The 13,205-nt window shown below is 42.6% G+C and carries 11 protein-coding genes; 4 read left to right on the forward strand and 7 right to left on the reverse strand.

What is annotated here, in order from left to right:
• Positions 1-56 precede the first annotated feature (56 nt).
• Entirely contained in the window at positions 57-851 is a 795-nt protein-coding gene (locus COR50_RS07855; RefSeq protein WP_098193490.1) for an undecaprenyl-diphosphate phosphatase, read from the forward strand.
• Between the two features lie 667 nt (positions 852-1,518).
• On the opposite strand, the gene COR50_RS07860 is transcribed toward COR50_RS07855, so the two are convergent.
• Positions 1,519-2,736: an alanine dehydrogenase gene (locus tag COR50_RS07860; protein WP_098193491.1), complete on the reverse strand. Its 1,218-nt coding sequence runs from the start codon at positions 2,734-2,736 to the stop codon at positions 1,519-1,521.
• 26 nt (positions 2,737-2,762) lie between these two features.
• A complete protein-coding gene (gene tsaE / locus COR50_RS07865; protein ID WP_098193492.1) occupies positions 2,763-3,212 on the reverse strand; it encodes a tRNA (adenosine(37)-N6)-threonylcarbamoyltransferase complex ATPase subunit type 1 TsaE in 450 nt (149 codons plus the stop codon).
• 179 nt (positions 3,213-3,391) lie between these two features.
• Here tsaE and COR50_RS07870 point away from each other — a divergent pair, with 179 nt between their 5' ends.
• From COR50_RS07870 to COR50_RS07880, 3 genes are all read left to right on the forward strand, one after another.
• On the forward strand, positions 3,392-5,503 hold the full coding sequence (locus tag COR50_RS07870) for a heavy metal translocating P-type ATPase (RefSeq protein ID WP_098196139.1): 2,112 nt from the start codon (positions 3,392-3,394) through the stop codon (positions 5,501-5,503).
• A gap of 119 nt (positions 5,504-5,622) precedes the next feature.
• On the forward strand, positions 5,623-6,240 hold the full coding sequence (locus COR50_RS07875; RefSeq protein WP_098193493.1) for a trimeric intracellular cation channel family protein: 618 nt from the start codon (positions 5,623-5,625) through the stop codon (positions 6,238-6,240).
• A 96-nt stretch (positions 6,241-6,336) separates the two neighbouring features.
• Positions 6,337-8,292, forward strand: a complete 1,956-nt coding sequence (locus tag COR50_RS07880; RefSeq protein WP_232516307.1) for a RecQ family ATP-dependent DNA helicase — start codon at positions 6,337-6,339, stop codon at positions 8,290-8,292.
• Positions 8,293-8,663: 371 nt separating this feature from the next.
• Here the strand turns inward: COR50_RS07880 and COR50_RS07885 are convergent, their stop codons facing one another.
• The 5 genes from COR50_RS07885 to COR50_RS07905 form a co-directional block, all read right to left on the reverse strand.
• A complete protein-coding gene (locus COR50_RS07885) occupies positions 8,664-9,710 on the reverse strand; it encodes a Gfo/Idh/MocA family oxidoreductase (protein ID WP_098193495.1) in 1,047 nt (348 codons plus the stop codon).
• Positions 9,711-9,764: 54 nt separating this feature from the next.
• Complete coding sequence (locus COR50_RS07890; protein ID WP_098193496.1) at positions 9,765-11,318, reverse strand: helicase HerA-like domain-containing protein; 1,554 nt, start codon at positions 11,316-11,318, stop codon at positions 9,765-9,767.
• A gap of 115 nt (positions 11,319-11,433) precedes the next feature.
• Positions 11,434-11,883: a hypothetical protein gene (locus COR50_RS07895; RefSeq protein ID WP_098193497.1), complete on the reverse strand. Its 450-nt coding sequence runs from the start codon at positions 11,881-11,883 to the stop codon at positions 11,434-11,436.
• An 84-nt stretch (positions 11,884-11,967) separates the two neighbouring features.
• The gene (locus COR50_RS07900; protein WP_098193498.1) at positions 11,968-12,339 is read right to left on the reverse strand and encodes a co-chaperone GroES; all 372 of its coding nucleotides are present in this window, start codon (positions 12,337-12,339) and stop codon (positions 11,968-11,970) included.
• Between the two features lie 21 nt (positions 12,340-12,360).
• Entirely contained in the window at positions 12,361-13,200 is an 840-nt protein-coding gene (locus COR50_RS07905; RefSeq protein WP_098193499.1) for an MBL fold metallo-hydrolase, read from the reverse strand.
• Between the last annotated feature and the right edge of the window lie 5 nt (positions 13,201-13,205).

Here is a 13,205-nt window from a genome sequence, read left to right on the forward strand (position 1 = left end):
CTTTTTCTTTCTTACCTATTTACCAGCTTTCCATTCAGTAGATAATCAATAGCAACATGAATATATTTGAAGCCATCATCTTGGCGATAGTAGAAGGTTTAACGGAGTTCTTGCCGGTGTCGTCAACAGGCCATATGATCATCGTGAGCAGTTTGTTAGGAATTAATGAAGATGAGTTTACCAAGATGTTCGAGGTATGTATTCAACTAGGTGCTATCCTGGCGGTTGTAGTATTGTACTGGAGGAAATTTTTCAACTTTAAAAATTGGAAGTTCTACTTTAAACTGTTTTTAGCCGTTATCCCGGCTTTAATATTGGGATACCTGTTTGCAGATAAAATTGATGCATTGCTGGAAAGTCCTACCACGGTGGCCGTTTCACTTATTTTGGGTGGGATCGTGTTATTGTTCGTGGATAAGTGGTTCAATAATCCTGTTGTTGATACCGAAGAAAAGATCAATTATTTCCAAGCGATTAGGATTGGTTTTTATCAATGTATAGCGATGATTCCCGGTGTGAGCCGCAGTGCAGCCAGTATTATAGGTGGTATGCAGCAGAAGTTAACCCGTAAAGTAGCCGCGGAATTTTCCTTTTTCTTAGCTGTGCCGACGATGGCCGCCGCAACCGGTTATAAACTGTTGAAACATCATGATCTGATCATGAATAACTCCGAAAACATGAAACTATTCATTATCGGGAATGTCGTGGCATTTATAGTGGCTATGTTCGCGATCAAGTTTTTTATCAGCGCATTACAGAAATATGGATTCAAGATGTGGGGATATTATAGGATTATTGTCGGGGTGGTGATTTTGGCAGCCATATTTATGAATTGGAATTTGAGCGTGTAGGGGAAATAGTTATTCATAATAGAGGAGTAGAATATTTTATTTCATGATTGTTTCTATTAAGGTTGATTTATTTTTTACGTTGTCTATTCTATCGAAAAATGAAATAGGACCCGGATTAATCCAGCTAATAAGCTTATAGATGTTATCATAAGTTTCTATACATCTGAACCCATAAAACCATTTTTCTGATTAATGATCCAATCTTGATCTCTAAAATGTTCAATTAAAACTATATTCAAACTATTTCTGAATACTACTTCAAATTGACTAAGCAAGGGATGAAATGCTTGGCTTAACCTAATATTTGCATAGTATAACCTCTTCGCTTGCGCGCAATAATTAGTTGATCAAATATCTTTTGTACCTGGGTTTTGATAAATAACTATTCCTTAATGATATCCAATGATATCCGCATGATTGCTTTTAAGCTAATTTTCGTACCTTCTTTGCGTAGACTTGGTAAAGCCTCTTTCTTTATGAAACGTAACCAAGTAAAGATATGAAAAGGGTTCTTGTAGAACCCTATTTTATTTTGGGAATAATTACTTATTTTAACTCTAAGTTGCTTATTTAATATTATTTATACATAAATAATATTTTATATTATATCCGCTTCTTTAAAACCTGGCATCTTAAAATTAATTCGATTGATATTGTAAATATTGGATTAACCTTTCACCGCTAACAACAACTCCAAATCCGTGTATTTCAATTTGAATTTTTCGCTTAAATGATAGTTGGTAAGCGCGCCTTTATACAGGTAGATCCCGTTGCGAACGCCTCTTTTTATCCAAACTAAATTCTCGAATCCACCGTCGTCTGCTGCTTCCAATAATAATGGCGTCAAAACATTGCTAATCGCCTGCGAGGCAGTGCCGGCAAATCCTGAAGGTATGTTTGGTACGCAATAATGGACCACGTCGTACTTCTTGAAAACCGGGTTTTCATGCGTGGTCACTTCGGATGTTTCAAAACAACCCCCGCGATCAATGCTCACGTCTAAAATTACGGAACCGGCTTTCATATTACTCACCATCGCCTCCGTCACAACGATCGGCGTACGACCGTTTTGTGAAGACAGCGCCCCCACAACTACATCTGCATTGCTAAGCTGCTCTGCAAGTACTTTAGGTTGGATAACCGAGGTGAATAAACGCACCCCGATATTATTTTGCAACCTTTTCAATTTATAAATATTATTATCAAATATTTTTACACTGGAACCAAGCGCAATAGCGGCCCTGGCGGCAAATTCACCTACTATCCCGGCCCCGATGATTACTACCTTGGTTGGAGGAATCCCGGTAATGCCTCCGAGTAAAATACCTTTACCCTTGTTGCTATTACTCAAATACTGTCCTGCAATCAACATCACCGCGCTACCTGCTATTTCGCTCATCGCCCGGACGATAGGGTAAGTACCGGCATCGTCCTTCAAATTTTCAAAAGATAGCAGCGTGATGCGCTTTTCCATCATCTTTTGAACCTGGTGTGCCTTTAAAACCGACAAGTGAATGGGTGAGATAACGATCTGGTGCGGATGTAATAGTTCGATCTCCTCATCTGTTAACGGGGCAGATTTGACGATGATCTCGGCTTTGAAAACATCTTTCTTGTCATATAAAATCTCTGCTCCGGCTTCCGAATAATCGGTATCGTAAAAGTGGGAACCGTCTCCGGCTTTATGTTCCACGGCAATATGATGACCATTATTTGTCAGGATACTGACAGCATCGGGAGTCAACGCGATACGATTTTCTTGGAATGACTGTTCTTTTGGAATCCCTATGAACAAACGGGTGTTTTTCTGTGGAATATCTAGTGTTTCTTCCAGTGGCGCGTATGTAAATCCAGCAGTCACTACAGGTTTTTGCCTTTGATCCATAACAGTTTATTGGATTTATCGATGTATTACATATTTTTCAAAGATACGCTATTTGTAGCCGCTTTCAACCGCCTTTTTTGGTCGGGTAGCGCCTCCAGGTATAAATGGATGGTTTCAGAAGGCAGTAGCTCTTCCACTACATCAGGCCATTCTACGAAACAAATAGACCCGGAATAGAGGGTGTCTTCCACCCCGGCATCCATCGCTTCCTGGAAGTTTCGGAGGCGGTACAGGTCTAAATGGAACAGGGATTGATCTTTACCATTATCATCCTTGAAAATATATTCATTAATAATAGAAAATGTGGGACTTCCCGTATTGTCTTGCACCCCTTTGGCGGCGCAAAGTGCCTTCACCAGGGTTGTTTTCCCGGCGCCCATTTTGCCATGTAGAGCAAATACCTGCTGTCCCGGCATTTCTTGCCAGAATTTGCCGGCTATGGCATCGATTTCTTCTAATAAAAATATGAATTCCATATGTCAAAATTAGCAATCTAGTTGCATTAATAAATCTGTTGCTCTAAAAAGCAATTAATAATTTTGTATAAGGGTTGGCAATAACTAGCCCGGGAGGAATAAAATAGTTGCCGCACCTTAAAGACCCATCCGCCGCCGGGCTGCCAATTGAATTATCTTACTATACAGGAATCAAAAGTATGGAAACGATTAGTTGTAAAGTAAAGGGAATGAATTGCTCAAGTTGCGCATTAACCATCTCTAAATATTTGGAAAAAAAGGGGATGCAAGATGTAAACCTGAGCTTTGCTACGGAAGAATTGAGTTTTACCCTTCCCAATGGCGATGAAACCCCGTCGCAAATCTTGGAAGGGATCAATGACCTGGGCTATGAAGTGATATTGCCCGGAGAGGAACAACAACAGGTACCTTTTTATAAAGAACTCCGATTTAAGTTTTATTGCTGCCTGGTTTTTACGTTGCCGCTATTGTTGCATATGTGGGTAAACTGGCCCTGGTTGCATAACCCCTATGTTCAGTTGGCGCTTGCCACTCCTGTTTTTATCGTTGGTATGTTTCATTTCGGCACCAGCGCTTTCCGTAGTTTAAAGAACGGCACCGCTAATATGGATGTGCTCATCACCATCGGGGCCATCGCGGCTTATGGGTATAGTTTAACCGGGACTTTGCGTCACCTGGGTGAAAATTATTTGTTTTATGAAACCGCTGCTGCTATAATTACCTTGGTTTTCCTCGGAAACCTCCTGGAAGAACGCTCTGTTAAACAAACTACTACCGCCATTAGTGAACTTGCCAAGATGCAGGTGACCACGGCAAAAAAGTTGGATAGCCACGCTCCCGGGGAAGAGGAACATGTTCATGAAGTAGATAACCGTCACCTTAAAGTTGGAGATAGGGTATTGGTCAATACCGGCGACAAAATCCCGATGGACGGGACCATTTATTGGGGAGATGCGTTGGTCAATGAGTCGATGATAACCGGGGAAAGCCAGCCCGTATCCAAAAAAGGAAAGGACAAAGTAATCGGCGGAACGATCCTGGAAGATGGCAACATCAAAATGTACATAACCGCCACCGGGAAAGATACGGTGCTTTCTTATATTATCGAGTTGGTAAAACAGGCGCAAGGTAATAAACCGCCGATGCAAAGGTTGGCCGATAAGATCAGCAGCATTTTTGTGCCGGTAGTGCTGGGTATTTCTTTGTTGACTTTTATTGGTTGGTATTTTATTGCAGGTGTAGCTGTTTCTAATGCTATCATGCACAGTGTAGCTGTTTTGGTAATTGCCTGCCCCTGTGCTATGGGCCTGGCTACACCTGCGGCGGTGATGGTAGGTTTGGGTCGCGCTGCTAAGAACGGGATCCTAATCAAAGGCGGGCATACGCTGGAAGAATTCAAGAACATACGGCAAGTAATATTTGATAAAACGGGCACGCTTACCACCGGGAAATTAAGTATAGGGGATATGTATTTCGAGGGGATGGATGAACAGGCGTTCAGATCTATCATCTTCAGCTTGGAAAAATATTCATCGCACCCAATTGCCAAGTCCATTACTCAAATTTGGCAAGGAACGCCCACTATCACGCTAAAGCAAGTAAGGGAACAGAAAGGCATCGGGATGTTAGGAAAAGACGAAGCTGGAAATCAATGGCAACTAGGCTCATATAAAATAGCGCAACATCTGACCGGCGATGATAGCCATGAAGTATACTTATTAAAGAATGATGCATGGGTAGGGTGGCTTAATTTTAAAGATGAACTGAGACCAGGAGCGAGAAATGCAGTCAGCGCGCTCAAAGCCCAAGGCATTGAACCGATCTTACTGAGCGGCGATACAAAGCGTAAATGTCAAGAACTGGCTACAAAATTGGGCATTGAAAAAGTATATTCGGAACATAGCCCGGCTGAAAAACTGCAAAAAGTAAACGAAATCATGGCGTTGGCCCCGACAGCCATGGTTGGCGATGGTATCAACGATGCCCCTGCATTGTCGAAAGCCAGTATTGGTATTTCTTTGAGTGATGCCACCCAAGTGGCCATGCAAAGTGCCAACGTGGTACTTCTAAAAAATGATTTAGCATCTTTACCCCTTGCCATGGGATTAGGGAAACATACTTACTTAACCATTAAGCAAAACTTGTTTTGGGCCTTCTCTTACAATGTAGTGGCCATACCGGTAGCAGCCCTCGGTTTCCTGAACCCAATATTGGGTGCAGCAGTAATGGCGGTATCAGATATTGTGCTAGCTATTAACTCCATCCGCTTACGCTATAAAAAAGTAATATGAGCGTAAGAACTGATAAAAAGGCGCATACAGACGAATCCAAAAAATAAAAAAGAATACGTGTCATCCGAAAATCCTTATAAATCCGTGAACATACGGGGCATATTATTATCTTCACCTTCATGATATATTATTGGATTGACATGATCGGAACGTTCATGTTCGCTATATCTGGGGCTTTGGCAGCCTGGGACAAAAAGATGTACCACGATATTTTCGGGGTTTCGTTTACAGCCTTTGTAACCGCCATCGGTGGAGGTACCTTGCGCGATGTAATCCTGGGCATTCACCCGATCGTATGGGTCAAGGATCAATCCTATATTATTGCGATTGCCTGCGGTGTATTGGTAACCGTACTTTTCAGGAGATATTTGCTGCGCTACAGGCGTTCTCTCTTTTTATTTGATACGATCGGGATCGGTTTTTACACGATTCTCGGTGTACAAAAGTCCTTGGCTTTCGGTGTAAACCCATGGGCTGCCGTTATCATGGGCATGATGTCGGCGATTTTTGGAGGGGTAATCCGCGATACGCTGGTCAATGAGATACCGCTAATATTTTCACGTCAAATATATGCAACGGCCTGTCTTGCCGGCGCCACGTTATACATACTATTAGGATATACAGGGATTGACCCGAATATCAATACGATCATTGGTATTATCTTGATTATCAGCATCCGTTTATTCTCATTAAGAAAAGGTTGGTCATTACCTTACTTAGAAAAGGCCCGTAAATAAAAAAATACTGTTAAAATAGACCGGTATTTAAAGGCTTAATGGGTGCGTTTCAAGGTTATCTCGACTAAAAAAATTATATTTATAAGAAGCCTTGGAGTGAAAACTCCAAGGGAAAGGAATTATTCGCGAGTCTTAAACAAGGAGATAGGATTGATTACACCCGTAACCATATTAAAACAGTATTGGGGCCATCCGAAATTTCGACCGTTACAGGAAGACATTGTACAAGCGATATTAGCAGGAAAGGATACATTGGCCTTATTACCCACAGGCGGAGGCAAATCTATTTGCTTCCAGGTTCCTACCATGATGCTCAAAGGCATGTGCTTGGTCGTTTCGCCTTTGATTGCTTTGATGAAGGACCAGGTAGAGAACCTGCGTAAGAAAAATATCAGCGCAGCACATATCTATGCCGGGATGCCCTTCAACGAGGTCGAAAAGTTGATGAACCAAGCCCGGAACGGAAAGTTCAAATTTCTCTACGTTTCTCCGGAAAGGTTGCAAAGCAAGCGTTTCCTTGAATATTGCGAGGACTTGCCGGTGAAGTTAATTGCTGTCGATGAAGCGCATTGTATTTCGCAATGGGGCTATGATTTCAGGCCTGCATACTTGAAAATAGCTTCGATACGAAGTTATTTCCCCGGTACGCCCATATTGGCGTTGACAGCTACCGCGACCAAGAAAGTGAGAAAGGATATCTGTGAGAAGTTGGAAATGGCAGATCCGCAGGTATTTACAAAGAGTTTCGTTCGCTCCAATTTATCGTACAGCGTTTTGGAGGAAGCCGCCAAGATCAACAAGATCCGCGTCATGTTGGAAAGGGTGAAGGGAACGGCGGTAATATACTGCCGTAACCGCAGGCATACCAAGGAAATTGCCCAGGCGCTCGCTGCTAATGGTGTTTCTGCTGATTATTACCATGCCGGTCTTACCACCGCGGAACGCAATCACAAGCAAGAGGCCTGGATCGGTAACAGGATCAGGGTGATGGTATGTACCAACGCTTTCGGGATGGGAATCGATAAGCCTGACGTAAGGCTCGTCGTGCACGCCGATGTGCCGGATAGCCTGGAAGCATATTACCAGGAAGCTGGGAGAGCAGGGCGTGATGAACAGAAAGCATTTGCCGTATTATTGTTCACTCCGGATGACCTATCCGAAATGACGGATCGTATTCCTCTACAATTCCCTTCCAACGTGGAAATAAAGGAAGTTTACCAAGGTATAGTGAACTATTTGCAAGTACCGGTTGGTAGTGCGGAAGGTTTGTATTTTGATTTCGATATCAATGATTTCGTTAAAAAATTTGGGATTAATATTACCCTTGCATATAGCGCTATCCGCATATTGGAGCAAGAAGGAGTGATACAGTTAAGCGAAAGCATCTTGTTGCCTTCGCGGGCGGAATTCATCGTCAACAAGGACGCTTTATATGACTTCGAAGAGCAAAACCCGCAATTAGAACCGCTGACCAAGGCATTACTACGTGCATATGAAGGTATCTTTGACCAGTCAACCAAGGTGTTCGAAAGGCAACTGGCGAGAATTTTACGCACTACGGATAAAGTTGTTGTACAGCAGTTACAACAATTACATCAATTGGGTATCATTCATTATATGCCGAAGAAGGATGAGCCGCAATTGTGCTTTTTACAACCACGGGTGCCAACAGAACAATTATCGATCGATGCAGTGAGGATACAATTATTGAAGCAATCATATGAAGAGCGTGTTGCTGCAATAATTGATTATGCCCAAAACCAGGATGAATGCCGCACCCAGGCATTGGTCGCTTACTTTGGCGAAGAATCCGCCGCCCCCTGTGGCGTTTGCGATGTTTGTATTGCAAAGAAACATGCACAATTAACACCGGGAAATGTTGAAGAACTATCTAAAGAGATATTAACTCACCTAGCGGAGCCGCATACCTTTGAACAACTGAAGTCCAAAGTACAGGTAGAAATTGAAGATCATTTGCATCATACATTGATGTTCCTAGTCGCAGAAGGATTTATAGAAAGGGATGAAATGGGTGTGATGAAAAAAAAATAGGACACATCCTGCAGCCCCGGGATTCTCCCCTTGCAGGGTGGATTCGCGAATCCACCCCGCATATTGGGGGATTCCCGGCATATTGTAAATCCCGGTATATTGCAAATCCACCCCGCATATTGGGGGATCCCTGGCATATTGTAAATCCCGGTATATTGCGAATCCACCCCGCATATTGGGGGATTCCCGGCATATTGTAAATCCCGGTATATTGCAAATCCCCAGCATATTGGGGGATCCCAGGCATATTGTAAATCCCGGTATATTGCAAATCCACCCCGCATATTGGGGGATTCCCGGCATATTGTAAATCCCGGTATATTGCAAATCCCCAGCATATCGGGGAATCCCCAACATATTGCACATCCAAATTACAATTCTACAACATGCCTGGTTTCACTGCTCAGGAATCCTGCCTCGATGATTTTAATAACATTTAATCCTTCTTCGGGCGGTACCGGGTTGAGTTTACCCTCTCTTAAATGTTCATAAACACCTTGGTAGTATTCCATATAATTTCCCTTTCCTGATGGTAAATATTCTTTAACAATTTGCCCATCGATCTCGGTATGCAATAAACCCCATTCATGTGGAGATTCGGCCCCCCAATCTTCACCAACAGGCATCAAGCCTTTTAGTAAAAGTGTTTCCTGGATATCGGCTTTATGCTTGATGAATGAACCTTTACGGCCATGTAAAATATAAGCCGGCAGCGCTTCCCGGACAAGATAGCTGGATTTGATCCTTGCTCTCATGTTGGGATAATACAATAATAGTTCGAAATAATCGTCAATCACGGAGTTGTTCCTGATCATACGTACATCTCCAAACACTGCTTGCGGCATCCCGAAGAGGCTAAGCGCCTGGTCGATGATATGAGATCCCAAATCATATAACACACCTGTTCCCTTCTGTGCTACTTCTTTATGCTTTTTATGACTTAACTCTTCTTTGAACCTGTCGTAATGAAACTCCACTTCCAGTATATCACCTAATAATCCCTGCTGCACAACCTGTTTGATCATCTTGTAATCGCTGTCATACCGCCTGTTTTGATAGACGCTAATCATCAGGTTCTTAGATTTTGCTAACTCTATCAGCTCATGCCCTTCTGCTACAGTAACCGTAAACGGTTTTTCTACGACTACATTTTTACCGGCTTCCAGCGCCATCTTCGTATATGAATAATGCGTAGTATTCGGCGTATTTACCACGATTAGCTCCAAGGTTTCATCTGCCATCAATTCTTCGATGGACCTGTAAACTTTTACATACGGGTAAATTTTCCGTGCTAAATCCTTGCTTCTTTCTACGATCGCGGTAAATTCAAAGCCGGGATTGACATGCAAAAATGGTGCGTGGAAAACGGATCCGCTATGACCGAATGAACATACCCCGGTTTTAATAGGTTGTGACATCTTTTATAAAATTTATTTCAATTCAACAAAAACTGGTGCTTGATGTAGCGTTTCCTAAAACCAGCTACTTTTTTTACTGCTTTTTCCCCCTAAGCCCAGTGCGCCCAAGATACTCCGGGTAATCATATTAGTCGCCGTTCTCGTAGCCTGGCGGGCTGCGGAACTTGACAGGATGGAATCCAATAAACTTTTCTCTTCTTTTTTTCTTCCGCTGCTCCGTCTTTCTTTAGTTGCAGGAGCTTCCTCCTTGGCAGCAACTGCCAGCTTTTCGGAAAGTATCTCGTAAGCGCTTTCGTTATCAATAGTTTGATTGTATTTCTGAGTAAGTTTGGATTTGGAAATCAATGCATCGATTTCTTGTTCCGAAAGGATGTCCATCCGGGAACGGGGTGCCACCAGCATCGTGGCTGCTAATGGAGTAGGGATGCCTTTTTCATTCAAACAGGTGATCAATGCTTCCCCGGTTCCTATTTGGGTCAATAAGGTCGCGGTATCATAAAAATCTGATAAAGGGTAATTCTCTGCTGTTTCCTTGATGGTTTTCCGGTCTTTTGCAGTGAAGGCGCGCAAGGCATGTTGCACTTTTAAGCCTAACTGCCCCAGCACCGCGGCGGGAACATCCATCGGGTTCTGCGTACAGAAGAAGATGCCAACTCCCTTTGAGCGGATCAATTTAACGATGGTTTCAATTTGCTGTAGCAATGCGTCGCTGGCTTCTTGGAAGATCAGGTGCGCTTCATCAATAAACATGACCAATTTAGGCTTGTCCATATCACCTTCTTCCGGCATCGTGGCGTATAATTCTGCTAGTAAACTCAACATGAAAGTTGAAAATAACTTAGGCCTGTCCTGGATATCTGTAACGCGCAAGATGGATATCATCCCGCGACCATCTTCATTAATCCGCATCAGGTCATCTACCTCGAATGATTTTTCACCGAAAAATAAGTCGGCTCCCTGTTGTTCTAATTCGATTACTTTCCTTAGGATCGTGCCGGTGGAACTGGTAGATATTTTACCATAATCTTTTTCGAGCGTGGCTTTACCTTCATCACTGGCAAATTGCAATACTTTCTTAAAGTCTTTTAAATCCAGTAATGGCAATTGCTCATCATCACAAAATTTAAACAGCATTGCTACAAGCCCTGCCTGTGTATCGTTTAATTCCAATATTTTCGACAGTAGTACGGGGCCAAATTCACTAACGGTTGCGCGCAAACGAACACCTTTTTCATTACTGAGGCTTAATAGCTCGGTAGGGAATGATTGGGGCACAAATTCGCCGCCGATTTTTTGATATCTTTCCTGGATTTTCGGGTTATCGGAACCTTTGGCAGCGATACCACTCAGATCTCCTTTAATATCCATCAATAATACGGGAACGCTGGCATCACTTAATCCTTCGGCAATAATTTGGATCGTTTTAGTTTTGCCCGTCCCTGTTGCGCCTGCAACAAGACCGTGACGGTTCATCATCCGTAATGGTAGGTTCACGGTTGCGCCCGGAATTACCTGGCCCTCCAGCATGGCACAGCCAAGTTTAAAAGATTCGCCTTTGAAAGTATAGCCGTTTTGAATGGATTGAAGAAATGCTTCCTGGTTTGCCATATCGAAATTATTTCCTTGAAGTTATTAATAATTGCCGATATCGCATACTCAAAAAGTAGCAGAGGGGAGAGAATTACCGGAAAGTTAATCGCTAACTTCCCGGTAAAAAACGTGATTATTTTTCGATGGGTTTCGCTTGTTCGATGCTATTTTCCATCATCAGTTTTACGTTCGTAACTTTTACCAGTTCTTCTTTCAGGTAAGATAATTTTTCAGCATCGGTTTTGCCTTCCATATCGAAGTCGAACTCTTCCATCCATGTATTCATCGCGGCATTGGCGGAATCGAGTTGATTCATGGCCTGGAGTAAGGTTGGGGGAACGGGTTGTTTCAACTTCTGCAAGCTGTCGCTATTTTGACCGAGCTCTTGTTTCAAGTTGCGGATGGTAATCATCTTTCCCATGGCGGCATCGTGGATCTCCATTACTTCTTTGTTCAACATTTTCACGCTATCCGCTATTTTAGATTTTTCCGCGGCCTGGTTCCCGCCGGATTGGCAAGCCGATAAAAGTAGGCCAATGGCCAATGTTGATGTTGATAATACCCCTAATTTTTTTCTAAGCATAATGCATTGTTTTAGTACGGATGGATAAGTATCCTTCCAATTGTTGGATGAAATTTCTATAAGTTGGATAATAGGAGTTATTTATTATAGTTCTTCTTCCCGCTCCAACATTAAGATGGCGCTTTGCGGTACGATGAAATATTTATCACCTTGATACACGACTTCTGTTGCGCCGCTTACCAGGAAAATCGCTAGATCTCCTTCATGCGCTTGCAAGGGGATATATTTCACCTTTTCATCATCCTGTTTCCAAGGTTCATCTTCCGTAGGAATGGGGATAGCATAACCGGGTCCTGTTTTAATAACGTAACCCTGCTGCACTTTCTCTTTTTCTGCTACGCCGGGCGGCAAGTACAAGCCGCTTTCCGTTCTTTCGTTGGCAGATGTTGGCTTAATCAACACCCGGTCGCCCACGACGATCAATTTTTTCAGTTTGTTGTCTGTTGTGATATGCATATTCACTAGATTTCTTTACACTTAAATATCACTTAATTTAAAAGTTTCTTTAATCCTAGCTCCTTTTTCCGTTGCTTGCAATACGCCGCATTCAACGTTGGGGTCGTGCTCGAAGAATAAAATATATTCATTGGCCAAGGCCTCGTCCAAATAGCTTTTTTTCTCCTGCAAGGTAGTTAATGGAAACATATCATATGCCATGACGTATGGAATGGGGATATGTGCCACGGAAGGAATCAAATCCGCCATATACAAAATTGTTTGGCCTTTATATTCCAATTGCGGTAACATCATTGCATCTGTATGACCATTGGCATACCTGGTTTTAAAATGTTTGCTAAAAGAAGCGCCATCGTTGGTATCTACAAATTTCAATTGCCCGCTTTCCTGTATAGGCATAATATTTTCCACCAGGAAAGATGCTTTCTCACGGGCGTTTGGAACGGTAGCCCAATGCCAATGCTTTTCATTGCTCCAGTAAGTGGCATTTTTGAACGCCGGGACTAATTTATCCCCTTCACGCACAATACTACCACCGCAATGATCGAAGTGCAAATGGGTTAAAAATACGTCGGTTATATCATCTCTATGGAAGCCCGCGGCTTTTAAAGATTTATCGAGGGAATCATCTCCATGTAAATAATAATGGCTAAAAAACTTGGCATCTTGTTTATCCCCGATACCGTTATCAACTAATATCAACCTATTATCATCTTCAATTAATAAACAACGCATTGCCCAAGAGCAAAGGTTGTTTTCATCTGCCGGGTTCAACTTGTTCCACATCGTTTTCGGAACTACACCAAACATGGCGCCGCCGTCCAGCTTAAACATTCCCGTATTGATAGTATGTAGTTTCATAATTT

Source organism: Chitinophaga caeni, assembly GCF_002557795.1.
In the GTDB taxonomy this organism is placed as follows: domain Bacteria; phylum Bacteroidota; class Bacteroidia; order Chitinophagales; family Chitinophagaceae; genus Chitinophaga; species Chitinophaga caeni.

Excerpts from the sequence above, each read along its gene's own strand:
- COR50_RS07855 (WP_098193490.1), top strand. The coding sequence starts at position 57 with ATGAATATATTTGAAGCCATCATCTTGGCGATAGTAGAAGGTTTAACG.
- COR50_RS07860 (WP_098193491.1), bottom strand. The coding sequence starts at position 2,736 with ATGGATCAAAGGCAAAAACCTGTAGTGACTGCTGGATTTACATACGCG.
- tsaE (WP_098193492.1), bottom strand. The coding sequence starts at position 3,212 with ATGGAATTCATATTTTTATTAGAAGAAATCGATGCCATAGCCGGCAAA.
- COR50_RS07870 (WP_098196139.1), top strand. The coding sequence starts at position 3,392 with ATGGAAACGATTAGTTGTAAAGTAAAGGGAATGAATTGCTCAAGTTGC.
- COR50_RS07875 (WP_098193493.1), top strand. The coding sequence starts at position 5,623 with ATGATATATTATTGGATTGACATGATCGGAACGTTCATGTTCGCTATA.
- COR50_RS07885 (WP_098193495.1), bottom strand. The coding sequence starts at position 9,710 with ATGTCACAACCTATTAAAACCGGGGTATGTTCATTCGGTCATAGCGGA.
- COR50_RS07890 (WP_098193496.1), bottom strand. The coding sequence starts at position 11,318 with ATGGCAAACCAGGAAGCATTTCTTCAATCCATTCAAAACGGCTATACT.
- COR50_RS07895 (WP_098193497.1), bottom strand. The coding sequence starts at position 11,883 with ATGCTTAGAAAAAAATTAGGGGTATTATCAACATCAACATTGGCCATT.
- COR50_RS07900 (WP_098193498.1), bottom strand. The coding sequence starts at position 12,339 with ATGCATATCACAACAGACAACAAACTGAAAAAATTGATCGTCGTGGGC.
- COR50_RS07905 (WP_098193499.1), bottom strand. The coding sequence starts at position 13,200 with ATGAAACTACATACTATCAATACGGGAATGTTTAAGCTGGACGGCGGC.